We start from the raw sequence: 25,832 nt of genomic DNA, 5'->3' as shown, positions 1-25,832 counted from the left end.
CAGACGATGATCGAGAATCTTGGGCCTCAGCTTTGGGTGGTGCTGCCGGAGCTGTTGTTGGCCGTGGGGGCCATGGCGCTGTTGATGCTGGGCGCGTTTCGCGGGCAGGAGACGACGGGGCTCGTCACGTGGTTGGCGGTCGCTCTGCTGATCGTGGTCGGCATCCTCGTGCTCAGGCAGCCGGGCGGCCAGGCCTTCGGCGGCAGCTTCATCGCTGACAGCTATGCGCGCTTCCTGAAGATCCTGGCGCTGATCGGTTCGATCGCGACCCTGATCATGTCGGCGGAGTTCCTGTCGAAGCCCGATCGTCGCATCTTCGAATATGCGATCCTCGTGCTGCTCTCGACCTTGGGCATGCTGGTGCTGATCTCGACCGGCGACCTGATCACGCTCTACCTCGGTCTCGAGCTGATGTCGCTCGCGCTCTACGTCGTCGCGGCCAGCCATCGTGACAACGTCAAGTCGACCGAAGCCGGCCTGAAGTATTTCGTGCTCGGCGCGCTGTCCTCCGGCATGCTGCTCTACGGCGCCTCGCTGATCTATGGCTTCACCGGCACGGTGAGTTTTGCCGGAATCGCGGCGGTGACCAAGACCGGCAGCGTCGGCATCATCTTCGGCCTCGTCTTCCTGTTCGCCGGCATGTGCTTCAAGGTCTCGGCGGTGCCGTTCCACATGTGGACGCCGGACGTCTATGAAGGCGCGCCGACGCCGGTGACGGCGTTCTTCGCCTCCGCGCCCAAGGTCGCGGCGATGGCCGTGTTCGCGCGCGTCGCGCTGACGGCGTTTCCCGGCATCACCTTCCAGTGGCAGCAGATCATCGTGTTCGTCTCGATCGCCTCGATGGCGCTCGGCTCGTTCGCCGCGATCGGCCAGACCAACATCAAGCGCCTGATGGCCTATTCGTCGATCGGCCACATGGGCTTCGCGCTGGTCGGTCTCGCCGCCGGTACGGTCGAGGGCGCGCAGGGCGTGCTGACCTACATCGCGATCTATGTCGCGATGACGCTCGGCTCGTTCGCCGTGATCATGGCGATCAAGCGCAACGGCCAGTCGTTCGAGAAGGTCAGCGACTTCTCGGGGCTGTCGCGCACCAATCCGCTGCTTGCCTTCTTCTTCGCGATGCTGCTGTTCTCGCTGGCCGGCGTGCCGCCGCTCGCCGGCTTCTTCGCCAAATGGTACGTCTTCGTCGCCGCCATCAAGGCCGGACTGTTCACGCTGTCGGTGATCGGCGTGCTCACCAGCGTGGTCGGCGCCTACTATTATCTCCTGATCGTCAAGACGATGTATTTCGACGAGCCGCTGCCGACGCTCGATCCGGTCCGTATCGAGCTGCGCACGGTGCTCGCGATCTCCGGCGTCTTCAACATCCTGTTCTTCGCCTATCCCGGCCCGCTGGTCAGCGCGGCCGCGGCCGCGGCGAAGTCGCTGTTCTAGATGACGTTTGCGCTAGGGTCCCAGGCTGACAAGGCTGGCTACCGACTCGTCACGTTCGACCAGACCGGCTCAACCAATGTCGAGGCGCTGAAGTCGGCCCGAGAGGGCGGCAAGGCGCCGTGCTGGTTTGTCACGTCTGAGCAGACGGCCGGGCGCGGCCGGCGCCAGCGCCCGTGGATCGCCCCGCGCGGCAATCTGGCCTCGAGCGTGCTGGAAGTGCTGAACGTGGCTCCTGCGATCGCAGCCACACTCGGCTTCGCCGCCGGCCTCTCCATCGAGAGCGCGTTGCGCCAGGTGAGCATCGAGGCCGCGCTGCGGTCCGGAGCACGCGCGTCATTCGCGCTGAAATGGCCCAACGACGTGCTGGCTGACGGCCGCAAGATCGTCGGCATGCTGCTCGAGGCGGAGCAGGTGGCTCAAGGGCTTGCGGTGGTTGCCGGTATTGGAACCAACGTGGTGGCGGCGCCGCTGGATACCCCGACACCGGCGGTGTCGTTGGCGGACCTCGGCATCCAGGTGACCGCCGAGGACCTGTTCTCGGCGCTGTCGGATGCCTGGGTCGAATATTTCGGCATCTGGAACGAGGGACGGGGCTTCGGTGACATCCGGAAACTCTGGCTCGAGCGCGCCGCAGGCCTCGGCCAGCCGGTCGCCATCAGGTCCGGACATGCTATCATCGAGGGGATTTTCGACACGATCGACGAACAGGGTTGTATGCTGGTGCGGACCGCGGAGGGACGATTGGAGCCGATCACGGCCGGTGATGTTCATTTCGGCTCGGTCGCATCCAAAGGAGCGGTCTAGATGGCACGTCCCGACGAACTGACATTTGCGCCGCTCGGAGGTGTCGGCGAGATCGGCATGAACCTGTCGATCTACGGGCTCGGCAATCGCCACCAGCGCTCGTGGCTCGCGATCGATCTTGGCGTCTCCTTCGGCGACGAGGAGCATCTGCCGGGCATCGACCTGATCATGCCCGACGTCGCTTTCCTGGAGAAGGAGCGCAACAATCTCGTCGGCCTCGTGCTGACCCACGCGCATGAGGATCATTTCGGCGCGATCATAGACCTGTGGCCGCGGCTGAAATGCCCGATCTACGCGACCAAGTTCAGCGCCGCACTGTTCGAGGCCAAGTGCGAGGCCGAGCGCCTCCCAGCCAAGATCCCGGTCAAGGTGATCCCCTCCGGCGGCCGCGTCGATATCGGTCCGTTCAACGTCGAGTTCATTCCGGTCGCGCATTCGATCCCTGAATCGCACGCGCTGGCGATCCACACCGAGGTCGGCACTGTCCTGCATACCGGCGACTGGAAGATCGATCCGACGCCGGTGCTGGGCGCGCCGACCGACGAGAGGCGGCTGCGCGAGCTCGGTGATGCCGGATTGCTCGCACTGATCGGCGACTCCACCAATGCCGTGCGCGAGGGACGCTCGCCGTCCGAGGCCGAGGTTGCCAAGACGATCGCGGCTTTGGTGAAGGAAGCAAAGGGCCGCGTGGCCGTGACCACCTTCGCCTCCAACGTCGCGCGTATCCGCGCCGTTGCCGAAGCGGCGCGCGAGGCCGAGCGCGAGGTCGTCATCGTCGGCCGTGCCATGGAACGCGTGGTCCAGGTCGCGCGTGAGACCGGTTATCTCGACGGCGTGCAGAACTTCCGCGGCATGGATCTCTACGGCCATTTCCCGGCCGACAAGGTGCTCGCGCTCTGCACCGGCAGCCAGGGCGAGCCGCGCGCGGCGCTCTCGCGCATCGCCAATGACGATCATCCGCTGGTCACCTTGAACAAGGGCGACACCGTCATCTTCTCGTCGCGCACCATCCCCGGCAACGAGAAGGCGGTCGGCGCCGTCATCAACGGGCTGGTGCAGCAGGGCATCGAGATCATCACCGACCGCAACCATCTCGTCCATGTCTCCGGCCACCCGCGCCGCGACGAGCTGCGCGACATGATCGCGTGGACGCGGCCGCAGCTCCTGATCCCCGTGCATGGCGAGGCGCTGCATCTGCACGAGCACGCGAGGCTGGCGCGCGCCTGCGGCGTGCCCAAGGTCATCACCTGCCGCAATGGCGACCTCGTCAAGCTCGGCCCCGGTGATCCCGGAATCATCGACCAACTGCCGGCGGGGCGGCTCTACAAGGACGGCAGCATCGTCGAGGATTCGAAGTCGCGCGCTGTGGTCGAGCGTCGCAAGATGGCCTTTGCCGGCTGCATCTTCGTGGCGCTTGCCATCACCGAGAAGGGCGAGCTGGCCGACGATCCCGAGGTCGACATGGTCGGCATCCCCGAGAAGAATGCGGCGGGCGAGGAGATGGACGACATCGTCTTCGATGCTGTCGTTTCCACCTTCGAAGGTCTTCCGCGGGCGCGTCGGCGCGATTCTGACGCAGCGGCAGAATCCGTCCGGCGGGCCGTGCGTTCGGCGGTCAATGAGCAGTGGGGCAAGAAGCCGATCTGTCTCGTCCATGTGTTGGAAGTCTGACGCGGGCCCGCTGAACGGCCGTTCAAAAAGAAGAAGTGGAGGATGTCATGCTGGGCCGGCTCAACCACGTCGCCATCGCGGTCAAGGACGCCGAAAAGGCCGCCAGGATTTATGGCGCGGCATTCGGTGCTGAGATTTCGGCGGCGGTACCGCTGCCGGAGCATGGCGTGATCACGGTGTTCGTCACTCTGCCCAACACCAAGATCGAGTTCATCCAGCCGCTGGGCGAGGCGTCACCGATCGCCAAATTCCTCGAGCGCAACGCGGACGGCGGCATCCATCACGTCTGCTACGAGGTGGCCGACATCATCGCCTCGCGCGACACCCTGATCAAGGAGGGTGCCCGCGTGCTCGGCGACGGCCAGCCGAAGGTCGGCGCGCATGGCAAGCCGGTTCTGTTCCTGCATCCGAAGGATTTTTCCGGCGCGCTCGTCGAGATCGAGCAGGCCTGAGGCAGCGGGGCGACCATGGCCTATACGATCTCCACCTGGCTCGCGATCTACTTCGTGATGTGGTGGGTCACGCTGTTCGTGACCCTGCCGTTCGGCATCCGCAGCCAGCACGAGTCCGGCGGAGGCCCGCTAGGCACCGACCCCGGTGCGCCGACGATCAGCCGAATGGGGCGGCGCCTGATCTGGACGACGCTGCTGTCGGCCGCGATCTTCGCCCTGTCACTCGTGGCCTATCAGGCCGGCTATCTCAGCGTTGAGCGGCTGTCGCGGCTGATGGGGATTCCGTTCTAGCCCCGCTCGCATCGCACAACGTTCTCTCGAAGCCGATGCGCGGACGTGCGTCGGCTTTTTTGCTATAGGAGGTCAAAACAAGACCGACAGGGAGGTTGCGCGTGATGACATCGGCCGAGGCCCGGAACGGGACGCAATCGGGCTATCGCATTCTGAACGAGGTTGATCTTCGAAACTATCTCGCGGGGATCCCTTCAGTTGCAGGGCAACTCGGCGGACCGGCCGAGCGCTGGTCAATCACCGAGGTCGGCGATGGCAACCTCAATCTGGTCTTCATCGTCAAGGGATCGTCCGGCGGTCTCGCGGTGAAGCAGGCGCTGCCTTACGTGCGGCTGGTCGGCGAGAGCTGGCCGCTGCCGCTGTCACGCGCCCACTATGAGCATCTGGCGCTGACGCATCAGAACCGCCTTGCCCCCGGCCTCGTGCCGGCCATCGTTCATCATGATCCGGCGCTGGCGCTGACGGCGATGGAGTTGCTGGAGCCGCACATCATCATGCGCAAGGGGCTGGTCGCGGGCACAACCTATCCGGCCTTCGTCGATCACATCACGACCTTCATGGCGCGGACGCTGTTCTTCTCGTCCGACCTCGCACTGTCTGCCGCCGAGAAGAAGGAGGCGATCGCAAGCTTTGCCGGCAATCATGCGCTGTGCAAGATCACCGAGGATTTGATCTTCACCGATCCCTATCGCATCGCCGAACAGAATCGCTGGACGTCACCGTGGCTCGACGCGACCGCGGCCGACATTCGCGGCGATCTCGATCTGCACGTCGCGATCTCCAGGCTCAAGCTGAAATTCCTGTCGTGTGCCGAGGCGCTGATCCATGGCGACCTGCACACCGGGTCGATCATGGTGACGGACACCGAGACCAAGGTGATCGACCCCGAATTCGCCTTCTACGGTCCGATGGGATTCGACGTCGGTGCGGTCCTCGCCAATCTGCTGATGGCCTATTTTGCGTCCGAAGGACACGAGCAGCGGGCGGGCGAGCGGGAGCACTTCGAGGGATGGGTGCTGGCGGCAGTCGATGAGGTCTGGTCCGGTTTCGCGGACAAGTTCCTGGCGCTGTGGCGCAGCGAGGCGACCGGCGATGCGTATCCGCGGTCACTGTTTCCGGGTGAAGCGGGCGCCGCACGCCTGGAGACCGAGCGTCAGGCCTACGTGGCGAGATTGTTCCAGGACGCCATCGGTTTCACCGCAGCCAAGATCATTCGTCGCATCCTCGGCCTCGCTCACAACATCGATTTCGAACTGATCGAGGACGCCAAGCGGCGCGCGACCTGCGAGGTGCGGGCACTGCGGTTGGCACGGTCGCTGATGGTGGAGACGACGACGTTCACGACGATCGGGGCGGTGACGCGGGCTGCCCGCGAGTTGCGCCACTGGCAGCCGGGGCTTTAATTTCGTCGCCTCGTTTTTTTGCGTCGTTATGAGGAGCGAGTTGCGCTCGCAACGTCGCGGAAGAGCTCGTAGCCCGGATGAGCGAAGCGACATCCGGGTTTTCCGATACGGCTCGTGTGATCGCGGATGTCGCTTCCGGGCTACGGCAGCGCGCGTCGCAGCCCGCTCAATCCGCCGCCTTCGCCCGCAGCCGTTGGGCATAGACGTTGATCACCAGGGCGGCGAGCAGGATCAGGCCGCGGATCAGGATCTTCAGGAAACTGTCGATGTTGACGTGGTCGAGGCCGTTGTTGAGCACGCCGAGCACGAACAGGCCGACGATGGTGTTGCCGATGCCCCCGCGGCCGCCGAACAGGCTGGTGCCGCCGACCACGACGGCGGCGATCGAATCCAGCAGGTAGGTGTCGAACTCATTCTGCTGCGCGCTGCCGAAATGCGCCACGCCGAGCATGCCGCCGATCCCCGAGCAGACGGCCGAGATCACCATCACGCTGCCGAGGATCAGCTTGACGTTCAGCCCCGAATACTCCGCCGCCTCGCGGTTGCCGCCGACCATGTAGACGTAGCGGCCGAACCGCGTGTAGGTCAGCACGAGGTGACCGAGCAACAGCATCAGGGCGGCCACGATCACGATCCAGGGCACCCCCGCCACGGAACTGGAGCCGAGCGTCGTGATGATGGGGGGAACCTTGTAGGCGATCTGGCCGCGCACCAGCATCGCCGAGATGCCGGCGGCGATCTGCATCATCGCGAGCGTCATGATGAAGGAGGGAATGCCGATCACGGTCAGGCCGAAGGCGTTGACCAGGCCGAGCAATGCGCACAGCGCCAGCGCGAGCAGGATGGCGACAAAACCGGGCATCGGCACGTTGGCGATGTTGACGTAGGACTCCTGCATCGTGAAGTAGGCAACGGCGATGCCGGTCACGTTGGCGATGGCGGCGATCGACAGGTCGATCTCGGCGCACAGGATCACGAAGGTGAGGCCGACCGCGATGATGCCGGTGACCGACACCTGGGTCAGGATGTTGCCAACGTTGTCGAGCGTGGCGAAGGACGGACTCGCGATCGCGAAGAACGCCGTGAGGAAGATCAAGGTCAGGAACGGCGCGATGTTGCGCATCTGCGAGCGCAGCAGCGATGCGACCCCGCCTGCGCGCCGCGACGGCGCCTCCGGCATCGGAACGGTCTCGCCATGCGCCATGACAATCTCCCTACGCCGCCTCGAGCAGACGGTCTTTGCTGATGGTTTCGCCGGCAAATTCGCGCACGACCTCGCCGCGCTTGAGCACGATGACACGGTCGGCCATCGACAGCACGGTCTCTGGCTCGGTCGAGAGCACGATCACGGCGATGCCCTGGTCGCGCAGCTGCCGCACGATTCCGATCACGTCGCTCTTGGCGCCGACATCCATGCCGCGGGTCGGCTCGCACAGCACCAGCAGCCGCGGCGGATGGCTCAGCCATTTGGCCAGCGCGACCTTCTGCTGGTTGCCGCCCGAGAGCAGGCCGAGGTCGATCTCGACATCCGCGGGCCGGATCTGCAGCTGCTCGACCTGGCGCTTCGCCAGCGCACGCTCATGTGCCGGCTTCAGCAGCACGGCGTTGATGCGGTCGAGGATGCTGATCGAGATGTTCTTGTAAACGGGCTCCTGCAGAAACAGCATGTCGCGCCGGCTCTCCGGCACGAAGGCGATGCCGGCGCGGCGCGCATCCGCCGTGCTCTTGAAGCGGTTGCGCTGGCCCGATACGCGCAGCTCGCCGGCGTCGGGCGCAAGCTTGCCGAACAGGATGCGCGCCAGCTCGAGCTGGCCGCAGCCCATGAAGCCGTAGATGCCGAGCACCTCGCCGGCGCGCACGGCGAACGAGACGCGCTTCAGATTGCGCGCCAGCGACAGGCCGTCGGCTTCGACGACCACGGGCTTGTCGGCCGTCGGCGCGGGCAGGGTGATGTCGTGGGTGTAGCTGTCCTCCAGCGCATCGCGTCCCTTGCCGATCATGGCCTCGATCAGCGCGGCCTTGCTGGTGTCGGCGGCACGCGTTTCCATGATCTTGCGGCCGTTGCGGAACACCGTGACCTCGTCGGAGATCAGCAGGATGTCCTCGATGAAGTGTGAGATGAAGACGATCCCGGTGCCCTGCTCGCGCAGCCTGCGCAACGCCGCGAACAGCCGCTCGACCTCGGGCGGCGACAGCGCCGAGGTCGGCTCGTCCAGGATGATGATGCGCGCGCCGGAGAACAGCACCCGCGCGATCTCGATCAGCTGCTGAACGCCGATCGGCAGATCTCCCAGCCGGCTCATCGGATCGGCGTCGATGCCGAGTCGCTTGAGCTGCTCGGTGGCCTCGCGTGCCATGCGACGCCACTGCACGATGCCCAGCGCATTGGTCGGCTGGTTGCCGAGAAACACGTTCTCGGCCACGGTGAGGTCCGGCGCGACGCTGAGTTCCTGGTGCACCATCGCGATGCCGGCCGCGCGAGCGTCCCGCACGGAGTTGAAATGAACCTCGCGGCCGTCGAGCAGGAAACGGCCGGAGAAACCGGTGTGCACGCCGGCGATGATCTTCATCAGCGTGCTCTTGCCGGCGCCGTTCTCCCCGACGAGACCATGGATCTCGCCGGGGCGAAGAGTAAAGTCGACGCCGCGCAACGCGGTGACGCCGCCGAACGACTTGGTGATGTCCTGCAATTCCAGAAGAGGCGGGCGGCTGTTCGACATGGGAGGGACTTCAGATCAGGAAGTGATCCTCCATCCATTGCATGCCGGCGGCATTGGCCTTGGTCACGACGGGTCCGTCGGTGATGACGTGCTTCGGAATGCCCTGGCCGCTCTTTTCGCCGGCGGTGACCGCGGCGACGCCTGCGACGATCGCGCCGCCATGGATGCGGCAGGACGGATTGCGCACGGTCGCGAACATGCGGCCCTCGCTGACCGCCTGGATCGCCGGCGGCATGGCGTCGACACCGCCGATCAGGATGTTGGTGCGGTTGCGCGCCTTCATGATGTTGTAGGCGGCGAGGGCCATGTCGTCATTGTGGAAGAACGCCGCGTCGATCTGCGGATATTTCGTGAGATAGGTCTCCCACAGCCGTGCCGCCTTGGACACGTCCCAATCGGCCGGCTGCGTGTCCAGCACCTCGATGTTCGGGAACTGCTTGATCACCGAGTTGAAGCCCTTGGCGCGGCCCTGCGCGCCGGTGTGGCCGAGCGCGCCCTGCGTCATGATGATCTTGCCCTTGCCGCCCATCGCAGTCGCCAGAGCCTGCGTGACCGATGCGCCCATGAACTCGTTGTCGGGTGCGAGGAAGGAGTGGACGTTGATCTGATCGAGCGGCGCGATCAGCGTGTCCATGTCGATCACGGGAATGCCGGCATCGATCATCTTCTGCACCGGCTGAGTCAGGGTTCCGATGCCGAACGCCTGGATCGCGACGAAGTCCCACTTCTGCGACGCCATGTTGTCGATCGCGGCGCGCTGCTTCACCGCATCGAGCTGGCCGTCGAACCAGGTCACCTCGACATTGAGCAGCTTGCCCCACCATTCCGCGGCCTGCTTGCCCTGGGCGCACCAGGTCGCCTGCAAGCCGGCATTGGAGAAGGCTGCCTTGAGCGGCTTTTCGGAGCGGCCCATCTCGGCAGCCATCGCCGGATTGATGCCAAAGCCGGCGAGAAGGGCCGCCGCAGAGCCCGCGGCCGTCGCCGCCTGGAGAAGATCGCGCCTCGTCGTGGACGTTTTCTTAGTGCCGGACATCCCGTGCTCCCTGTCCCATCGTTGTCCGGCGGCGTCATTGATCGCGCCGCCGAGAGCAGCAGTGTTTCACAACCCCATTGATCACGCCACAGCCGGATGTTGTGCGTTGCACCGAGTGACCTTCGCGCTGCACGCGCGATGTCAGAAAACCGTGATGCGCCCGTGGTACGCGGCAGCGCAGCTTTGGGAGAGAGCCTTTGGCAACGACGCGCATCGCCGTGATCGCCGATATCCATCACGGCCGGGATACGCCCACGAAGCGGGGATCGGTGGCGCTGCAATTGCTCGAGCGCTTCGTCACGGAAGTGAATGCCGAAGACATCGATGCGGTCATCGATCTCGGCGACCGGATTTCTGACGAAGATCCCGAGCGCGATCGGCTGCTGCAAAGCGATGTCGCGATGTGCTTCGCGAAGCTCGCACCGACGCATCATCACGTCAGTGGCAATCATGATGTCGCATTGCTCAGCCTCGCCGACAATGAAGCGATCCTCGATCGTCCGAGCGGATCGCGCGCGGTGATCGTCGGTGATGTCAGATGTGTGTTCTGGCAGCCCGACGTGAGTCTGACGCCGACGCGCGGCTTTCGCCTGTCCGCGAGCGATCTCGACGCGCTGGTCCAGCTGCTCGCTCAGGATGACCGGCCGACCTTGCTCGTCAGCCACGTGCCGTTGTCAGGACATGCTCAGACCGGCAACTACTACTTCGAAGCCAATCCGGGACACGCGGCCTATGCCGAGACCGACGCGATCCGCGCGGCGATCGCGGATGCGCCGTGCCCGATCGTCGGACTCGCCGGCCACGTTCATTGGAATACGCTGACAACGGTCGATGGCACACCGCATCTGACCTTGCAGTCGCTGACGGAGACGTTCATCTCGGGCGATCCAGCCGAAGCGGCGGGCATCCTGACGATCGGCGATGGTTCGTTGCGCTGGACGGTGACTGGCCGCGAACCGCTGTCGGTGACACTGCCATGGCCGAGGGCCAAGGCGCGGTGGTGCGCTCCGTTGTCGTGCTTTGCGACTGCTGCGATGGCCTGAGGTGATTGCGTGTTCAGACAGCGTTCATGCGGCCCGCGATACCGTCAACGGAGAATATTGTGGCGCGCTGCGATGACTGCCAAAAAAATAGAGCAGGGCAGCGGGCCCTGCTCGGAAATTGTGTCGACCCTTTAGATATCCCGCAAGTTCAGATTTGATCTTGTTAAGCGGGGTGACGCTGCTTGTTGCGCGCCAGGGCTCCTCCCGAGACTTGGACCACCAGACTTCCGCAAGCGATAGCCTGAGGCCCGAATTCGTAGACGATCTTTTGGCGTTTGTCATCCTTTTCGGCAACGATTGTTCAAATTTCGCGCACTTCCTGAAATGATCGGTAAGTGCTTGCAATTGACGAGCTTTATTTTCGAGTCTTCTCGCGGTAGGTGCTGAATTACCTTGGAGGCTGGCGTCCCGCGAAGGCCCATCCGGGCGTAGCGGATTGTTCTTAATCAACGACCGCTGGCGAAATGTGCTGACTGTGCCCTGCGCGACCTCGACTCCGGGCGTTCGCTCGGGCACAACAATTCAGTTCATTTGGCAGGCTTTCATGCGGCAGCGGCTGCAGGCGTTTCTCCCGATCATGCTGATCGCACTGATGGTGCAGATCCTGGCGCCGATCGGCGTTGCCTGGGCGGCCGCGTCAGCCGTGGCTGATCCCTTGCACGGCCTCGAAATCTGCCACAGCCAGCCCGGTTCCCAGTCGGTGGACGACGAGTCGCCGGCTAAGCCCGCGCTCCACGGCTGTTCGCTGTGCTGCCTGGCGCAGCCGGTCACCCTGGATGGGCCGGAGCTGTCCGTCATCGCCACGCCGCAACGGGATTCGGGCGAGGTCGTGTGGCGGGCCGGTGATCCGGCCGGCCGGATGACCAAGGCCTTCTCGAACGCGCAGGCAAGGGCTCCGCCCGCAGCGTGACGCCGCGCTGGCCGCTGTGCGGCCCTCATCTCCAAATCGCAAGATTACGACCTGCGTTGTCTGCTCGGCCCTAGCCGTGCGGATACGCGCCAATCGATCAAGCTGGCGCATCGCCGCCAAGAAAAGGATGACGACATGACCTTCCTCGGACGCTCTCTGCTTGCATTCGCTCTCCTGTTGGGAGGATCTTCTGCCGCCTTCGCCGCGGACGTGAAGGCCGGTGACCTCGTCATCACCCAGCCATGGAGCCGCGCCACGCCGGGTGGCGCCAAGACGGGCGCCGGCTATCTGACCATCGAGAACAAGGGCAGCGCGCCGGACCGCCTCGTCGCGGTGACCGGCGCTGTCGCCGGGCGGGTCGAGATTCACGAGATGGCCGTCACCAACGGCGTGATGACCATGCGTCCGCTCGACAAGGGACTCACGATTGAGCCGGGCAAGACCGTCGCGCTGGCGCCGGGCGGCTATCACCTGATGCTGATGGATCTGAAGAGCCCGCTGAAGCAGGGCGACAAGCTGCCGGTCACGCTGGAGTTCGAGAAGGCCGGCAAGGTGTCCGTGACGCTCGAGGTGCAGGCGGTCGGCGCCAAGGGGCCGGGGGGCGAGGGCGGCAGCATGATGAAGCAGCACGATCATTCCGGCATGAAGATGTAGGCCGGGCGCCTCGCGACTCCGACGGAGGGCCGGCCTCGATGAACCAACGGGTGTTGAACGCCGCCATGACAGCCGGTTCGCGCGCGAGCCGGCTGGTGGCGGCTGACCGCGCCCGACGTCCTGCCAATGTCCGTCAGAAGCTCGGCCGATATCTGCCGGTCGCGCTGCTAGCAATGCTGTTGCAGGTGCTGGCGCCAGTGGCGGCGTCCGCCCTGAGCGCCGCGACGATCGCGACGGCCGATCCGTTCGGCGGGATGGCGATCTGTCATGCCGAGACGGATGCGGCGCCCCCTGGTGGCGATACCGACCGCACCGCCTGCGGCCTTGACTGCGTCATGTGCTGCGTGCTGCACGCCGCCGCGGCGCTCGATGCGCCGCCCGCGCCGTTCGATGCGGCTCCGCTGCGTCTGACGGCGTCCATCGTCTGGACGGCGCGCGAGCTCCGCCTCGTTCATCTGCTTGCCCGGGCACAGGCGCAACCAAGAGGACCTCCCTCCCTCTCCTGAGGACAGAAATCGTCATCGGCCGCAGCCGCGCGCCGATCCGTTTTGAATCAGGAAGACCGGCCGTGCAGAGCCGGCATCGGGGAAGTCAAACATGTTCCGTCGTCATGCCCTGGGTGGTGTGAGCGTGCTCGCACTGCAGCTCTTGCTGCTGCAATCGTCCACGATCGCGCGCGCCGAGACCGAGAAGGAATTGCCGTCCGTCACCGTCGACGCGCCGCGTGCCGCACCACAACGGGCCGTGCGCAAGCCGGTCACGCAGGCAACGTCCGTCCGCACGCGCGCGCCAAAGCCGGCTGCCGCATCCGTGGCCAGCAGCTCCGGACAGGGAGGAGCGGTGTCCGATCCAGCCTCGGGTGCCGGCGCCGCCCGCAACCAGCTCAGCCAGTCGCCGACCGGCCAGACCGCGACCACGATCGACCGCAGCCGCTACGATGACCGGCCTGCGTTTTCCGTCGGCGACATCCTGCGCGAAAGCCCCGGCGTCTCGCTCAAGCAGGGCAACGGACCGCGCGACCTTGGCATCTCGATCCGCGGCTCCAATGCCCGCAACGGGTTCGGCATCCGCAACATCGTGCTGTTCGAGGACGGATTTCCAGTCACCCAGCCGGACGGGCTGTCGCGCAGCGACCTGATCGATCCCCACGCCTATGGTGCGGTCGACGTGATCCGCGGGCCGTCCTCGGCGCTCTACGGCAACTATGCGACCGGAGGCGCGATCAATTTCCGCACCCGCCCGGGCAGCAGCATCGACGGTGCGGAGATAGGCAGCGAAGGCGGCAGCTTCGGCTATCTCAGCAACTACATGACGTTCGGCAAGAAGGTCGGCAATTTCGAGGGCTCGTTGTTCACCAGCGACGTCCGCGGCGATGGCTATCTCGGCAACAGCTGGTTCAACACCCAGACCGTCAACTTCCTCGGCACCTACAAGGCGACGCCGGATGACCGCTTTACGGTCAAGATCATCAACAACGACCTGTTCACGCGGCTGCCAATCCGATACACGCTGAGCCAATACTATCAAAACCCGTATCAGCAGGGCTGCACCACCTGGGCCTCCAGGGCAGCCGGCTGCGCGGCTGTTGGGCTCAACAAGAACGGCCTCAATACGCTCGGCGGGGTGGACCAGGAGACCGCGCTGCAAGCCGGGCTCGGCCGCAACGACCGCCGCACCATCGTCGGGGGCCGCTGGGAGCACGACTTCGACAACGACACGAGCTGGCGCAACCAGTTCGTGTTCGACGACCGCAACATCAGCCAGCCGACAGGATCGACCAGCGCGATCGGCGACTATCCGTCCTACAACTACATGAGCGACATCACCAAAAGGGGAGAGATCTTCGGGCTGGAATCGACCGCCTTCTTCGGCGCATTCTACAACACGCTGACCGCATCCGGAGATACGCGCTTCGTCGTGCCCGGCGGCAACGCGGCGCTCGGCGGCCTCTCGGCCAACACCTGGAGCGAGACCACCAACTACGGCCTGCGGGCGCGCGAGGAGCTCAAGCTGACAGCGGCACTGACGGCGGTGGCCGGTCTCGGCTGGGAGCGTACCCATCTGCGCGGCGTGAACACCGCCTATACCTACGGCGCGACGACAACGACGACGATCACGACGGCGGACCGGCAGTTCGACAATCTCGCTCCCGAGCTGGCGCTGCTCTACCGCGTGAACAGCGACTGGCTGCTGCGCGCCCGCGTTGCCACCGGCTATGGCACGCCGCAGGTCTCGAACCTGTTCGTGTTGCCAACCGGCGATTTCGGCAACAACACGCAACTGAAGTCGCAGACCAATCTGGGCTACGACGTGGGTTTCGACTGGACGCCGAGCCGGTCTCTGACCCTCAGCGCGACGGGCTTCTACGAGTTCTTCCGCAACGAGATCGTCACCCAGGCCGTCACCGGGACGCAGAACACCTCCTACACCTTCAACGCGCCGCGTTCGGAGCATCGCGGCGTCGAATTGGCGGCCGACTGGCGGTTCCTGCCCGGATGGCGGTTCACCGCCGCCTACACCTATCTCGACCAAGTCTACACCGAGTACACCGAGAACCTCGCGGGCGGATCGACTCTCTTCAGCTTCAACCGCGCCGGCAACAAGATTCCCGGCATCTCGCCGAATGAGCTGACCGCTCGGCTGAGCTACGATCACGCCAACGGAACGTTGGCCGGGCTCGGCGGCTTCGTCGAGGTCCAATGGAAGGATTCATTCTATATGGACAACGCGAATTTGTTGAAAGCGCCCGGCTATGAGCTCGTCAACCTGAACGTCCACTACAAGACCGAGCTGGCCTCGGAGGCTTTCAAGTCGTTGAACGTCTTCTTCGAGGTCCGAAACGTATTCGACCGCACCTATATCGCGTCGGCGAACAACGTGCAGAATGCGATGAAGTCCGGCGTGCAGGACGTGGCGACCACCGGGACGATCTACGCCGGCTCGCCGCGCGCCTTCGTGGCGGGTATGAAGGTGGCATTCCGATGAGGACCGAAATGACAAGGATCGCACAGCTTCGGGGTGGGCTCGTCGGGCTGGCGATCGCATTGCTCTCTCCGCTCACCGCCCAAGCCCAGATGGCCCACCAGCACGGATCCGAGGCGGCCTGCGACGGCACCGAGCTCCGATGCGCCACCAAGGTGACGCCGTTCTTCGCCGAAGACGGCAAGCTCTGGCTCGTCTGGATGGCCGGAGGACGGGTGTCGGTGGCGAGCTCGACCGACGGCGGGCAGACGTATTCCGCCGCCGTGCCGGTCACCGAGCAGCAGCTCAATCTCGACTGGGGGCCCGATGCGCGGCCGAAGCTGGTGGTCGATGGCAAAGGCGTCATAGCGGTCGCGTTCTCGATCTTCCGCGACCAGGCGTTCAACGGGCAGGTGCTGTACTCCAGGTCGGAGGATCGCGGCAAAAGCTTCGCGGCACCCCGTCCCATTACGTCGAACAACGAGAGCCAGCGCTTCGAGGCGCTGGCGCTGGACCAGGATGGCACCGTCTTCGTGGCGTGGCTCGACAAGCGCAACCGCGTGCCGGCGAAAGCAGCCGGGCGCGCCTACGAGGGCGCGGGCTTGTTCTTCTCCTCATCGCGCGATGGCGGCGCCACCTATGCCGAAGCGACGCTGGCCCAGGACAACACCTGCGAATGTTGCCGGCTCGGCGTTGCCTTCGCGGGGCCGGGACGTCCGGCGGTGATGTTCCGCAACATCTTCGAAGGCAGCGTGCGCGACCATGCCGTGATCACGTTCAGCGACCTCGGCACCCCCGGCGAGGTCCACCGGGTCAGCACCGATGATTGGCAGATCAAGGCCTGCCCGCATCAGGGGCCGAGCCTGACCGTGTCGCCGGCGGGCACCTATCATGTCGCCTGGTTTACCAGCGGCAAGGTTCGCAAGGGGCTGTTCTACGCGCATTCGCGCGACGGTGGCCGGACGTTCTCGGAACCCATGGCGATCGGCCAGGCCGACCGCAATCCGACGCGGCCCTATGTGCTCGCGACCCAGGACAGCACGACGCTGGTGTGGAAGGAGTTCGACGGCGAGCGCACCACGGTGATGGGAATGCAATCGCGGGACGATGGCGAGACGTGGTCGAAGCCGCGCGCCCTTGCCAGCACGGACAATGCGTCGGATCACCCGCTGCTGGTCGCCCATGGCAGGCAGATCTTCCTGTCCTGGATGACCAAGTCGGACGGCTATCGGTTGCTGCCGATCGGAGATGAGTCATGAAACGTGCATTCGCCGTCCTTGCGTTCTCTGGGCTCGTCGCCTTGACGGCGTCGAGCACCGCAGCTCCACCATCGCTGAAACCGTTCGAGCGCGGCACCTGGCGCGAGGTGCTGCGGGCCCATGCGGGTCGTCCGACGCTGATCCATTTCTGGGGCGTCACCTGCGGCCCCTGCAAGATCGAGCTGCCGCAGCTCGGCAAGTTCATGTCCGATCATCCCGAGATCGACGTGGTCACCGTCAGCGCCGATTTGGTGCCGAACCTGAACGCTGCGACCCAGGCCATGCTGGACAAGGCCGGACTTACCACGGCGGAGAACTTCATCTTCAACGACGGATATGTCGAGCGTCTCCGGTTCGAGATCGATCCGTCCTGGCAGGGTGATATCCCGCGCACGATACTCGTGACCCGCGAGGGCGCGGTCTCGACCATCGAAGGCAGCGCCGAGATCGGCGATCTCGACAAATGGTCCTCGGAGCAGGGGCGGGGGCACTAAGACGGCCGGGGCGCGGCGATCTTGCCCGGTCGCCCTGCGCTAGCCTCATCACGGCGACGTGCGCCGTTCATCCTCCACTTCAGCGGAACCGGTAAATTGATTGGGAATCCGGCGGCTTAGCCGCCTTTTTTCAAACCCAGCCTTGTGTTTTGCCGCCTGATCCGGTTTGACTGCGCCAGCCCGAACCGAATCTCGAAGGCCTCGCCCATGCGTCTGTCGCGGTTTTTCCTGCCCATTCTGAAAGAAAATCCGAAGGAAGCCGAGATCGTCTCGCACCGGTTGATGCTGCGCGCCGGCATGCTGCGGCAGGAGGCGGCCGGCATCTATGCCTGGCTGCCGCTGGGCTTCAAGGTGCTGAAGAAGATCGAGCAGATCGTGCGCGAGGAGCAGAACCGCGCCGGAGCGCTGGAACTGCTGATGCCGACATTGCAGCTCGCCGACCTCTGGCGCGAGAGCGGCCGCTACGATGCCTATGGCCCGGAGATGCTGCGTATCAGCGACCGCCACAAGCGTGAGTTGCTGTACGGGCCGACCAACGAGGAAATGATCACGGAGATCTTCCGTGCCTATGTGAAGTCCTACCGCAACCTGCCGCTCAATCTCTATCATATCCAATGGAAATTCCGCGATGAGCAGCGTCCGCGCTTCGGCGTGATGCGCGGCCGCGAATTCCTGATGAAGGACGCCTATTCATTCGATCTCGACGAAGCTGGCGCGCGGCGTGCCTACAACAAGATGTTCGTCGCCTACTTGCGCACCTTCGCGCGCATGGGCCTGAAGGGCATCCCGATGCGCGCCGAGACCGGTCCGATCGGCGGCGATCTCAGCCACGAGTTCATCGTGCTCGCGGAGACCGGTGAATCCGGCGTCTACTGCGACCGCGACGTGCTCGATCTGCCGATCCCGCCGGCGTCCGTCGACTATGACGGCGACCTGACCCCGATCATCAAGCAATGGACGTCGCTCTACGCGGCGACCGAGGACGTCCATGACGCGGCCCGGTTCGAGGCCGAGGTGCCGGCCGAGCGGCGGGTCCATACCCGCGGAATCGAGGTCGGCCAGATCTTCTATTTCGGCACCAAATATTCCGAGCCGATGAAGGCGCTGGTCGCCGGCCCCGATGGGGCGGAGGTCACCATCCATGGCGGCTCCTATGGCGTCGGCGTGTCGCGGCTGGCTGGTGCGATCATCGAGGCCTGTCACGACGAGGCCGGCATCAAATGGCCGGAGGAGGTCGCCCCGTTCCGTGCCGTCATCCTCAACCTGAAGCAGGGCGGTTCCGACACCGATGTCGCCTGCGAGCAGCTCTATCGCGATCTCCTCGCCAAGGGGGTCGACGTGCTCTACGACGACACCGAGCAGCGCGCCGGCGGCAAGTTCGCCACGGCGGACCTCATCGGCATCCCCTGGCAGATCATGGTCGGCCCCAAGAGCCTCGCCGAAGGCAAGGTCGAGGTGAAGACCCGCAGCGACGGCGCCCGCCAGATGATGTCCCCGGCGGACGTCGTGGCACGGCTCGGTGGCGGGGCATTGGCTGGCTGAGGCGCTCGTTCGATCATCGGATTATCCACCGGGGCAGCCCGTCCCCTTCAGGCCAATCCGGCCACATTCGGCCCGAATCATGGGATGATCGCACAATGGATGACGCCATGACCGAACCGGTGCAGACCACCACCCCCTTCGCTCCCTTCGAGTGGATGCTGTCGGGGCGCTATTTGCGTGCGCGCCGCAGGGAAGGGTTCATCTCCGTCATCGCGGGGTTCTCCTTCCTCGGCATCATGCTGGGCGTCGCCACCCTGATCATCGTAATGGCGGTGATGAACGGCTTCCGCAAGGAGCTGCTCGACAAGATCCTCGGTCTGAACGGGCATCTGCTGGTGCAGCCGCTGGAGTCGCCGCTGACCGACTGGAAGGACGTCTCGGAGCGGATCGCGCAGGTGCAGGGCATCCGACTCGCCGCGCCGGTGGTCGACGGACAGGGTCTGGGCTCGTCGCCATTCAATGCGTCAGGCGTGTTCATCCGCGGCATTCGCGCGCAGGACCTCACGAACCTGACCTCGATCGCCAAGAACATCAAGCAGGGTTCGCTGGAAGGTTTCGACGAAGGCCAGGGCGTCGCGATCGGCCGCCGGCTCGCGGACCAATTGTCGCTGCATGCCGGTGACAGCATCACGCTGGTCGCCCCGAAGGGCGCCGTGACGCCGATGGGCACCACGCCGCGCATCAAGCCCTACAAGATCGCGGCGGTGTTCGAGATCGGCATGTCGGAATACGACGCCAGCTTCGTCTTCATGCCGCTGGCCGAGGCGCAGGCCTATTTCAATCGCAACAACGACGTCACCGCGATCGAGATCTTCACCAGCAATCCCGACAAGGTGGAGGAGTTTCGCAAGACGGTCACCGAGGCAGCCGGCCGCCCGATCTTTCTCGTCGACTGGCGCCAGCGTAACTCGACCTTCTTCAATGCGCTGCAGGTCGAGCGTAACGTGATGTTCCTGATCCTGACCTTGATCGTGCTGGTCGCCGCGCTCAACATCGTTTCGGGACTGATCATGCTGGTCAAGGACAAGGGCCAGGACATCGCCGTGCTGCGGACCATGGGGGCTTCGCAGGGGGCGATCATGCGGATATTCCTGATCACCGGCGCCTCGATCGGGGTGGTCGGCACGCTCACCGGATTCGTCGTCGGCCTCCTGATCTCGATGAACATCGATTCGATCAGGAAGTTTTTGTCCTGGCTGACGAGCACCGATCTGTTTCCCAATGAACTCTATTTCCTGTCGAAGCTGCCGGCTGAGATCGATGCCGGCGAGACTGCGGCCGTTCTGATCATGGCCTTGACCCTGTCTTTCCTGGCTACGCTGTATCCATCCTGGCGCGCGGCCCGATTAGACCCGGTCGAAGCGCTTCGCTACGAGTGAGGCGCTGATGGACGAGCAGGGGGCCGAGGATGTGCCGGTCGTTTATCTCCACGAGATCAAGCGGCGGTACATGCAGGGTGAGCAGCAGCTGACCATTCTGGACGGCGCCAAGCTGGCGCTGTGGGCCGGTCAGTCGGTGGCGCTGGTGGCGCCGTCGGGCTCGGGCAAGTCGACATTGCTGCACATCGCGGGTCTCCTGGAGAGTCCCGACGAGGGCGAGGTCTATGTCGGGGGCGTGCCGACGTCGCAATTGACCGACATCGAGCGCACCCAGATGCGCAGGACCGACATCGGTTTCGTCTACCAGTCGCACCGGCTGCTGCCGGAGTTCACGGCGCTGGAGAACGTGATGCTGCCGCAAATGATCCGCGGCTTGAAACGGTCCGAGACGGTGAAGCGGGCGACCGAGATCCTGGCTTATCTCGGGCTCGGCGAGCGCATCAAGCACCGCCCGGCCGAGCTCTCCGGCGGCGAGCAGCAACGCGTCGCGATCGCGCGTGCGGTCGCCAATGCGCCGCGTGCGCTGCTGGCGGACGAGCCGACCGGCAATCTCGATCCTGGCACCGCCGATCACGTCTTTCACGCGCTGATGCAGCTCGTGAAGGCCACGCGGGTCGCGATGCTGATCGCGACCCACAACATGGAGCTGGCCGGCCGCATGGACCGGCGCGTCTCCATCGTCGGCGGCAAGGTCGTCGAGCTCGACTGAGTCCGGCCGCAGTCAGGGCCTGATCACCGTCATCTTGAACGGCTCGCGATGGGCGGCGGCATGGGCGACCGCGTCGTTGGCATGGTCGAGGTCGAAACAGGTCGGCTCGAACTGCGCGAGGTCGAGCAGTCCGGCCCTGATCAGTCCCACCATCTTCACTGTCGCTGTCGGCGGGCACATCCAAACGCCGCGGATGGTGATGCAGTCGCGCATGATCCAGGGGTAGGGCAGCTCGAGCCCGGGGCCGCCGAGCATGCCGACTCCGCCCATCAACACCACGCGCCCATAGGGACGTACGGTCATCACGGCGGTCCGCACGACATTGGTCGTGACGGAGGGCGGCATGATGTCGAGCACGCAGTCGATCGGGCCGGGCGCGGCGCGCTTCATGCGCTCGGTGTCCTCGCTTTCATGGCCCGACAGCCTGACTGGATGGATGCGTGCGCCGAACCGGCGCTTGAGCTCGGCCAGCATGGCCTCGTTGCGACCGGGCGCCACGACCGCAGCGGCGCCCATGGCGAGCGCCACCGCGACTGCGGCGCTGCCGAACCTGCCGGTGGCGCCGCTGACCAGCACGGTCTCGCCCGCCTGCAGATTGGCGGCAAGAAAGCCGCCATAGGGCACGAGCAGGGTGCCGAGCGCGCACCACCGCGCCGCGTCGCGGGCATCGATGACACCGATCGGCTTGGCGTTCTCCGTTGGCAGCCGCATGCGCTCGGCGAACGAGCCGTGCCGGAAATGCCGTTGTAGCTTGAGCCCGCCCGGTCCGCGCGCGCTCAGGCCTTGCAGGGTTATGTCGGGGGCGAGCGCATTGTCACGTGAGCGCACCGTCGGATCGCAGAACACCCAGTCGCCAATCGCAAGATGCGTGGCATCGGGACCGAGCGCGCTGACCCTGCCGATGCCGCTCGTTCCCGGGATGACCGGCAGTTCCAGCAGATATTTGCGTTCTCCGCTGAACACTTCATTCGCATAGGACAGCACGCCGGCTGCGGCGATGTCGACGATCACCTCGCCGGTGCCGAGCACGGGGTCTTCGACATGCTCGATCTCGAGCGGCGATCCAAATCGTTTGAGCACTGCGGCCTTCATGATCTTCTCCATTTTCGCGATGGCGAGGCACCAGTCTGCCGGTCTATCCTACGCGCAAGAAGGCCTGGTATTATCCTAGGATTGAAGAAGCCCAGGCTGGGCGCACCGCCATCGGGGGCGAACCATGAGTGATCTCGGAGATGAGTGATCCAAGACATGCCGAACTCGGAAACTTCCTGCGCTCGCGGCGCGAGAAGCTGACGCCGCAGGCGGTCGGGCTCGCAGCCGGGCGGCGGCGACGCACCGCAGGGCTGCGGCGGGAGGAAGTAGCCGAGCTCGCTGGCATCGGCGTCGACTGGTACATCCGAATCGAGCAGGGCCGTGCGGTGAAGCCGTCCTCATCCACCATCGATGCGCTGGCGCGCGCCCTGCGCCTGAGCCGAACCGAGCATGCTCATCTCAAGGCGCTGGTGCGCGATCCTGCGCGCAAGCCGTTCGTGCGCGAGCAGGTGCCGCCCCGACTGCGCGAACTCGTGCAGAGTCTGAACCAGCCGGCCTACATCTCCGGACGGCGATGGGATGTGCTCGCCTGGAATGCGGCGGCGGACGAGATCTTCGGCTTCTCGCAACTCGCCGACGATGAGCGCAACACGTTGGTGCTGATGCTGTGCAAGCCCGGCGTGCGCCGGCTGTTCGGCGCGCAATGGAAGGAGCTGGCGCAACGCATGGTCGCGCAGTTTCGCGCGACCTATGATCTGTGGGCGGGCGATCCCGCCTTCGTCGATCTGATCGCGCGGCTGCGGCGTGGCAGCCGCGAGTTCGATGGCTTGTGGGCGGCGCACGACGTCAATGCGCTTGCTGCGGGCGAAAAGCTGCTCGAGCATCCGAAGAAGGGCCGCGTGAGGCTGCGATACGCGACCTTCCAGTCCAACGACGATCCCGCGCTGAAGTTGGCGATCTACTACACGTGATGACGATGCCGCTCCGGACGAGCGTGCATTCCGCGTCGGCCGGGAAGCACCACACATTCGTCCGCTTTGCGCATGATGATGCTACGCATTCGCAAGACTCGTCGTGCTGCCCTGAAGAATTCACGACTGAGACGTGACAGGGGTCGTTCCGTGACCGGGAGTTTCCCGATCACGATTTTGCCGTCGCTCGCATTGTGGCCATGGATGGACGCCGGCCACGACTCCTCCTTACATCTTATTAGTTGTTTGTTCATGTTGCCGGCAAAGCCTTGAAAAACAGGCCTTTGCGCCCAATCCCATAAAAGCCGGAAAGAATGGTTCTGATCTGCACATCGGTTGACGTCGGCGGAGCGAATGCGGGTGGCATAGTCGCTTCGTCGCGCTGCATGTTTTTCGCACGGAACCAGGGGGCCTGGGGACTTTGGGACAGAAGCTACGGAGTTCGATGATGAAGACGCTTTTCGGCGCAACGGTGGGGCTCGGCGCAATCGCCGCGGCGACGTCTGCATTCGCAGCTGATCTTCCGATGAAGAAGGGGCCGTACACCAAGGCGCCGCCCGCCGTCGTGGCGACGGTGTATGACTGGAGCGGCTTCTATGTCGGCTTCAACGCCGGCGGAGGTTCCAGCCGGGATTGCTGGAATCTGGTTTCGAACGCCGGTGTGGCGGTGAACCCGGCAGCCAACCGCGAAGGCTGCTCCGGGGGCGGCGGCGCGGCCGTCGGCGGCCAGGTCGGCTACCGCTATCAGATGGCCAACTGGGTGTTCGGCGTCGAGGCGCAGGGCGACTGGGCGAATTTCAAAGGCACGAATCGCAACCTGATTCTTCCCAATGTCAGCGACCGTTCACGCACCAACGGCTTCGGCCTGTTCACCGGCCAGGTCGGCTATGCCTTCGACAACATTCTCGGCTATATCAAGGGCGGTGCCGCGGTCGTCGGCGATCGCTACGACACCTTCACCACGGGCACCAACGTGATGCTCGATCGCGCCAACACGACGCGTTGGGGCGGTACGATCGGTGCCGGCCTCGAATATGGCTTTGCGCCGAACTGGTCGGTCGGCGTCGAGTACGACCACATCTTCCTGGGCAACAAGAACCTGAACTTCGTCGCCGCGGCCGGCGCGCCCGCGATGACTCATCGCATCAAGCAGGATGTCGACATCGGGCTCGTGAAGCTGAACTACAAGTTCGGTCCGGGTTTCGGGATGATGCGCTGACGCAACGTCACCCTCGATTGCTCCGGTTCGTCGAAGCCGCGGCTTCGACGAACCTTCGATGGTATGGCCTGAGACGGCAGCTCGCTGCGTCGAAGGCGGGGACGGGTCAGTCCTCTTCGAACACGAACGGGTTGGGGAACGGCGCGTAGGGATTCGGCGCCGGCGGACGCGGCCTAATCCGCTGCCTGTGCGGATACGGATAGGGCGTCGCGCGCGGGTCATTGCTGACACCGGCGAAATAGGGGTTCGCGATGCAGTTCAGCAGGCGTCCCGACGCCGTCGCCTGGCATTGCGCGTAAGTGTCGAAGGTGCAGTGGCTCAAACCCGGAAACTCATCACCCTGCAGACAGAACGCATGCCTGACACCGACGGCGTGAGCCGGCGCATGGGTTGCGACCACGAGGCCGGCTGCAGCCAGGGCCGCAAATAAAACCTCACGCATCAACGATCTCCCTTCATCCCTTGATGACCAGAACGCGCGCGCTTCATGGCGAAGCACCGGCGCGACGGCCCTCACGCGTGTGTAGTCGGTCGGCCCTCGATTGCAAGCTGGAAAGTTCCATCAACACACTGTGATTAAAGATTAATTTCCTAACATGTCTCGTGGCCTTTCAGCAGCGAGCTGTGACCGAGCGGCTACAGCAATTGTGGCGCAGATCGGTAAGAGGTGCGGCTGGCCTGGGGGCCAAATGAGACGAGACTGGACCTGTGATGAAGAAACTTCTGTTGACGACGACGGCGCTCGTGGTGCTGGCCTCGCCGGCGCTTGCCGCGGATCTCGCTGCGCGTCCCTACACGAAGGCACCGCCGCCGGTGATGGCTGCGATCTATGACTGGAGCGGCTTCTACATCGGCGCGAACGGTGGCGGCGGCTGGAGCGAGAACACCTGGGATCTGGTCGGCGGCGGCCGCGAGGGTTCGCATGATGCATCCGGCGGCACCGTCGGTGGCCAGGTCGGCTATCGCTGGCAGATGGGCCAGATCGTGTTCGGCGTCGAGGCGCAGGGCAACTGGGCCGACCTCACCGGCGACAATCAGAGCGCGCTGTTCGGAACGCGTAACCGCACCAAGACCGATGCGTTCGGCCTGTTCACCGGCCAGGTCGGCTACGCCATCAACAACGTGCTGCTCTACGCCAAGGGCGGCGCGGCCGTGACCAGCAACAAGTACACGATCACCAACGCGGCGACCGGCGCGTTCCTCGCCTCCAACGACGACACGCGCTGGGGCGGCGTGGTGGGTGCTGGCGTCGAATACGGCTTTGCGCCGAACTGGTCGCTGGGCGTCGAGTACGACCATCTGTTCATGGACCGCCAGACCGTCAGCTTCGGCGCGCTCGGCTCCGACAGCATCAAGCAGGACGTCGATCTGTTCACCGCCCGCCTGAACTACCGCTTCGGCGGCCCGGTCGCGACGCGGTACTGAGTCGATCCTCGCTCGATCGGCCGATTGGAAAGCCCCGGCGTTCGCGCCGGGGCTTTTTGTTTGCGGAGGCGGGTTAACCATTTGCTGTGCCGGCGCGGCGATGAGCCGATCAGCGCGCTTGACCTGAGAACAGAAAAGGAACATTGTTCTTCATATGTTCTGACTCAGGGAGGTCCCGATGCTGAAGGTTTTCGTTCAAGAAGCCGCCGCGCTGGCGTCGATCACGCTGTTCGTCGGCATGATCGCGCTCTGGGCGCAAATCATTCCACAGCTTTAGTTTTCCGAGCGCGGCGGCTGGGGACAAGGCAGGCGAGGGCGCCGGACTCGCCGGAGGTCGTCCGATATGATGCGGAGCGAGTCGGTCGGGGTCTAGGGTCATGGCGGTTCATGACTTCGAGCCGAGCCCAAGGCTTGGCCCCGCACCGT

At 64.8% G+C, this 25,832-nt stretch carries 24 protein-coding genes; 19 read left to right on the top strand and 5 right to left on the bottom strand.

Features of this window, described 5'->3' with window-relative positions; all coding sequences use genetic code 11:
- The first annotated feature begins 6 nt into the window (after positions 1-6).
- The 6 genes from nuoN (at position 7) to mtnK (ending at position 6,055) form a co-directional block, all read left to right on the top strand.
- The gene (gene nuoN, locus ACQR0W_RS19535) at positions 7-1,434 is read left to right on the top strand and encodes an NADH-quinone oxidoreductase subunit NuoN (RefSeq protein ID WP_316170114.1); all 1,428 of its coding nucleotides are present in this window, start codon (positions 7-9) and stop codon (positions 1,432-1,434) included.
- On the top strand, positions 1,435-2,238 hold the full coding sequence (locus ACQR0W_RS19530; protein WP_315711562.1) for a biotin--[acetyl-CoA-carboxylase] ligase: 804 nt from the start codon (positions 1,435-1,437) through the stop codon (positions 2,236-2,238).
- Positions 2,239-3,909 (top strand): ribonuclease J, encoded by a 1,671-nt coding sequence (locus ACQR0W_RS19525; protein WP_316170115.1) that lies wholly within the window; start codon positions 2,239-2,241, stop codon positions 3,907-3,909.
- A gap of 47 nt (positions 3,910-3,956) precedes the next feature.
- Positions 3,957-4,361, top strand: a complete 405-nt coding sequence (gene mce / locus ACQR0W_RS19520; RefSeq protein WP_316170116.1) for a methylmalonyl-CoA epimerase — start codon at positions 3,957-3,959, stop codon at positions 4,359-4,361.
- A 15-nt stretch (positions 4,362-4,376) separates the two neighbouring features.
- Entirely contained in the window at positions 4,377-4,652 is a 276-nt protein-coding gene (locus tag ACQR0W_RS19515) for a DUF1467 family protein (RefSeq protein WP_315711565.1), read from the top strand.
- A 101-nt stretch (positions 4,653-4,753) separates the two neighbouring features.
- Positions 4,754-6,055, top strand: a complete 1,302-nt coding sequence (gene mtnK, locus ACQR0W_RS19510) for an S-methyl-5-thioribose kinase (RefSeq protein WP_410051242.1) — start codon at positions 4,754-4,756, stop codon at positions 6,053-6,055.
- A 166-nt stretch (positions 6,056-6,221) separates the two neighbouring features.
- On the opposite strand, the gene ACQR0W_RS19505 is transcribed toward mtnK, so the two are convergent.
- From ACQR0W_RS19505 to ACQR0W_RS19495, 3 genes are read right to left on the bottom strand one after another with little or no spacing between them, the layout of a single operon-like run.
- A complete protein-coding gene (locus ACQR0W_RS19505) occupies positions 6,222-7,259 on the bottom strand; it encodes an ABC transporter permease (protein WP_315711566.1) in 1,038 nt (345 codons plus the stop codon).
- 10 nt (positions 7,260-7,269) lie between these two features.
- Positions 7,270-8,775 carry a sugar ABC transporter ATP-binding protein gene (locus tag ACQR0W_RS19500; RefSeq protein WP_315750895.1) on the bottom strand — a complete coding sequence of 502 codons (1,506 nt, stop codon included), beginning with the start codon at positions 8,773-8,775 and terminating at the stop codon, positions 7,270-7,272.
- Between the two features lie 10 nt (positions 8,776-8,785).
- Positions 8,786-9,808 (bottom strand): sugar ABC transporter substrate-binding protein, encoded by a 1,023-nt coding sequence (locus ACQR0W_RS19495; RefSeq protein ID WP_315711569.1) that lies wholly within the window; start codon positions 9,806-9,808, stop codon positions 8,786-8,788.
- Between the two features lie 197 nt (positions 9,809-10,005).
- Here ACQR0W_RS19495 and ACQR0W_RS19490 point away from each other — a divergent pair, with 197 nt between their 5' ends.
- The 10 genes from ACQR0W_RS19490 (at position 10,006) to ACQR0W_RS19445 (ending at position 20,759) form a co-directional block, all read left to right on the top strand.
- Positions 10,006-10,851, top strand: coding sequence for a metallophosphoesterase family protein (locus ACQR0W_RS19490; RefSeq protein ID WP_315750897.1), 846 nt, complete (start codon positions 10,006-10,008; stop codon positions 10,849-10,851).
- Between the two features lie 544 nt (positions 10,852-11,395).
- Positions 11,396-11,761, top strand: coding sequence for a DUF2946 family protein (locus ACQR0W_RS19485; RefSeq protein WP_315711572.1), 366 nt, complete (start codon positions 11,396-11,398; stop codon positions 11,759-11,761).
- A gap of 135 nt (positions 11,762-11,896) precedes the next feature.
- Entirely contained in the window at positions 11,897-12,415 is a 519-nt protein-coding gene (locus ACQR0W_RS19480) for a copper chaperone PCu(A)C (RefSeq protein WP_316170117.1), read from the top strand.
- 65 nt (positions 12,416-12,480) lie between these two features.
- Positions 12,481-12,921, top strand: coding sequence for a DUF2946 family protein (locus ACQR0W_RS19475; RefSeq protein ID WP_315729327.1), 441 nt, complete (start codon positions 12,481-12,483; stop codon positions 12,919-12,921).
- A gap of 91 nt (positions 12,922-13,012) precedes the next feature.
- Complete coding sequence (locus tag ACQR0W_RS19470) at positions 13,013-15,400, top strand: TonB-dependent receptor family protein (protein ID WP_316170119.1); 2,388 nt, start codon at positions 13,013-13,015, stop codon at positions 15,398-15,400.
- An 8-nt stretch (positions 15,401-15,408) separates the two neighbouring features.
- The gene (locus ACQR0W_RS19465) at positions 15,409-16,635 is read left to right on the top strand and encodes a sialidase family protein (protein WP_316170120.1); all 1,227 of its coding nucleotides are present in this window, start codon (positions 15,409-15,411) and stop codon (positions 16,633-16,635) included.
- Positions 16,632-17,129: a TlpA family protein disulfide reductase gene (locus ACQR0W_RS19460; RefSeq protein ID WP_316170121.1), complete on the top strand. Its 498-nt coding sequence runs from the start codon at positions 16,632-16,634 to the stop codon at positions 17,127-17,129. The genes ACQR0W_RS19465 and ACQR0W_RS19460 overlap by 4 nt, the downstream gene beginning before the upstream one ends.
- A 207-nt stretch (positions 17,130-17,336) precedes the next feature.
- The gene (proS, locus tag ACQR0W_RS19455; protein WP_316170122.1) at positions 17,337-18,671 is read left to right on the top strand and encodes a proline--tRNA ligase; all 1,335 of its coding nucleotides are present in this window, start codon (positions 17,337-17,339) and stop codon (positions 18,669-18,671) included.
- Between the two features lie 95 nt (positions 18,672-18,766).
- Positions 18,767-20,050, top strand: coding sequence for a lipoprotein-releasing ABC transporter permease subunit (locus ACQR0W_RS19450; RefSeq protein ID WP_315711581.1), 1,284 nt, complete (start codon positions 18,767-18,769; stop codon positions 20,048-20,050).
- Between the two features lie 7 nt (positions 20,051-20,057).
- Entirely contained in the window at positions 20,058-20,759 is a 702-nt protein-coding gene (locus ACQR0W_RS19445; protein ID WP_231324716.1) for an ABC transporter ATP-binding protein, read from the top strand.
- 12 nt (positions 20,760-20,771) lie between these two features.
- Here ACQR0W_RS19445 and ACQR0W_RS19440 read toward each other — a convergent pair whose 3' ends face one another.
- Complete coding sequence (locus ACQR0W_RS19440; RefSeq protein ID WP_315827156.1) at positions 20,772-21,851, bottom strand: alcohol dehydrogenase catalytic domain-containing protein; 1,080 nt, start codon at positions 21,849-21,851, stop codon at positions 20,772-20,774.
- A 140-nt stretch (positions 21,852-21,991) separates the two neighbouring features.
- Here ACQR0W_RS19440 and ACQR0W_RS19435 point away from each other — a divergent pair, with 140 nt between their 5' ends.
- Both ACQR0W_RS19435 and ACQR0W_RS19430 read left to right on the top strand, forming a co-directional pair.
- Positions 21,992-22,762, top strand: a complete 771-nt coding sequence (locus ACQR0W_RS19435; protein WP_315827155.1) for a helix-turn-helix transcriptional regulator — start codon at positions 21,992-21,994, stop codon at positions 22,760-22,762.
- Positions 22,763-23,207: 445 nt separating this feature from the next.
- The gene (locus ACQR0W_RS19430; RefSeq protein ID WP_315711586.1) at positions 23,208-23,981 is read left to right on the top strand and encodes an outer membrane protein; all 774 of its coding nucleotides are present in this window, start codon (positions 23,208-23,210) and stop codon (positions 23,979-23,981) included.
- Positions 23,982-24,087: 106 nt separating this feature from the next.
- On the opposite strand, the gene ACQR0W_RS19425 is transcribed toward ACQR0W_RS19430, so the two are convergent.
- Positions 24,088-24,423: a DUF3551 domain-containing protein gene (locus ACQR0W_RS19425; RefSeq protein ID WP_315711587.1), complete on the bottom strand. Its 336-nt coding sequence runs from the start codon at positions 24,421-24,423 to the stop codon at positions 24,088-24,090.
- Positions 24,424-24,692: 269 nt separating this feature from the next.
- On the opposite strand from ACQR0W_RS19425, the gene ACQR0W_RS19420 reads away from it, so the two are divergent.
- Positions 24,693-25,406: an outer membrane protein gene (locus ACQR0W_RS19420; protein WP_315750905.1), complete on the top strand. Its 714-nt coding sequence runs from the start codon at positions 24,693-24,695 to the stop codon at positions 25,404-25,406.
- Positions 25,407-25,832: the final 426 nt, after the last annotated feature.

The sequence above is a fragment of the Bradyrhizobium sp. HKCCYLRH1034 genome (genome assembly GCF_051168375.1).
Taxonomy (GTDB): domain Bacteria; phylum Pseudomonadota; class Alphaproteobacteria; order Rhizobiales; family Xanthobacteraceae; genus Bradyrhizobium.
Note: the sequence above shows the minus strand (reverse complement) of the source record. Positions and strands in the feature narration are given on the sequence as shown.

Coding starts and splice junctions, on each gene's coding strand:
- nuoN (WP_316170114.1), top strand. CDS start 7: ATGATCGAGAATCTTGGGCCTCAGCTTTGGGTGGTGCTGCCGGAGCTG.
- ACQR0W_RS19440 (WP_315827156.1), bottom strand. CDS start 21,851: ATGAAGGCCGCAGTGCTCAAACGATTTGGATCGCCGCTCGAGATCGAG.
- ACQR0W_RS19530 (WP_315711562.1), top strand. CDS start 1,435: ATGACGTTTGCGCTAGGGTCCCAGGCTGACAAGGCTGGCTACCGACTC.
- ACQR0W_RS19480 (WP_316170117.1), top strand. CDS start 11,897: ATGACCTTCCTCGGACGCTCTCTGCTTGCATTCGCTCTCCTGTTGGGA.
- proS (WP_316170122.1), top strand. CDS start 17,337: ATGCGTCTGTCGCGGTTTTTCCTGCCCATTCTGAAAGAAAATCCGAAG.
- ACQR0W_RS19525 (WP_316170115.1), top strand. CDS start 2,239: ATGGCACGTCCCGACGAACTGACATTTGCGCCGCTCGGAGGTGTCGGC.
- ACQR0W_RS19430 (WP_315711586.1), top strand. CDS start 23,208: ATGATGAAGACGCTTTTCGGCGCAACGGTGGGGCTCGGCGCAATCGCC.
- mce (WP_316170116.1), top strand. CDS start 3,957: ATGCTGGGCCGGCTCAACCACGTCGCCATCGCGGTCAAGGACGCCGAA.
- ACQR0W_RS19475 (WP_315729327.1), top strand. CDS start 12,481: ATGACAGCCGGTTCGCGCGCGAGCCGGCTGGTGGCGGCTGACCGCGCC.
- ACQR0W_RS19450 (WP_315711581.1), top strand. CDS start 18,767: ATGGATGACGCCATGACCGAACCGGTGCAGACCACCACCCCCTTCGCT.
- ACQR0W_RS19485 (WP_315711572.1), top strand. CDS start 11,396: ATGCGGCAGCGGCTGCAGGCGTTTCTCCCGATCATGCTGATCGCACTG.
- ACQR0W_RS19445 (WP_231324716.1), top strand. CDS start 20,058: ATGGACGAGCAGGGGGCCGAGGATGTGCCGGTCGTTTATCTCCACGAG.
- ACQR0W_RS19505 (WP_315711566.1), bottom strand. CDS start 7,259: ATGGCGCATGGCGAGACCGTTCCGATGCCGGAGGCGCCGTCGCGGCGC.
- ACQR0W_RS19420 (WP_315750905.1), top strand. CDS start 24,693: ATGAAGAAACTTCTGTTGACGACGACGGCGCTCGTGGTGCTGGCCTCG.
- ACQR0W_RS19470 (WP_316170119.1), top strand. CDS start 13,013: ATGTTCCGTCGTCATGCCCTGGGTGGTGTGAGCGTGCTCGCACTGCAG.
- ACQR0W_RS19465 (WP_316170120.1), top strand. CDS start 15,409: ATGACAAGGATCGCACAGCTTCGGGGTGGGCTCGTCGGGCTGGCGATC.
- ACQR0W_RS19460 (WP_316170121.1), top strand. CDS start 16,632: ATGAAACGTGCATTCGCCGTCCTTGCGTTCTCTGGGCTCGTCGCCTTG.
- ACQR0W_RS19495 (WP_315711569.1), bottom strand. CDS start 9,808: ATGTCCGGCACTAAGAAAACGTCCACGACGAGGCGCGATCTTCTCCAG.
- ACQR0W_RS19435 (WP_315827155.1), top strand. CDS start 21,992: ATGAGTGATCCAAGACATGCCGAACTCGGAAACTTCCTGCGCTCGCGG.
- ACQR0W_RS19515 (WP_315711565.1), top strand. CDS start 4,377: ATGGCCTATACGATCTCCACCTGGCTCGCGATCTACTTCGTGATGTGG.
- ACQR0W_RS19500 (WP_315750895.1), bottom strand. CDS start 8,775: ATGTCGAACAGCCGCCCGCCTCTTCTGGAATTGCAGGACATCACCAAG.
- ACQR0W_RS19425 (WP_315711587.1), bottom strand. CDS start 24,423: ATGCGTGAGGTTTTATTTGCGGCCCTGGCTGCAGCCGGCCTCGTGGTC.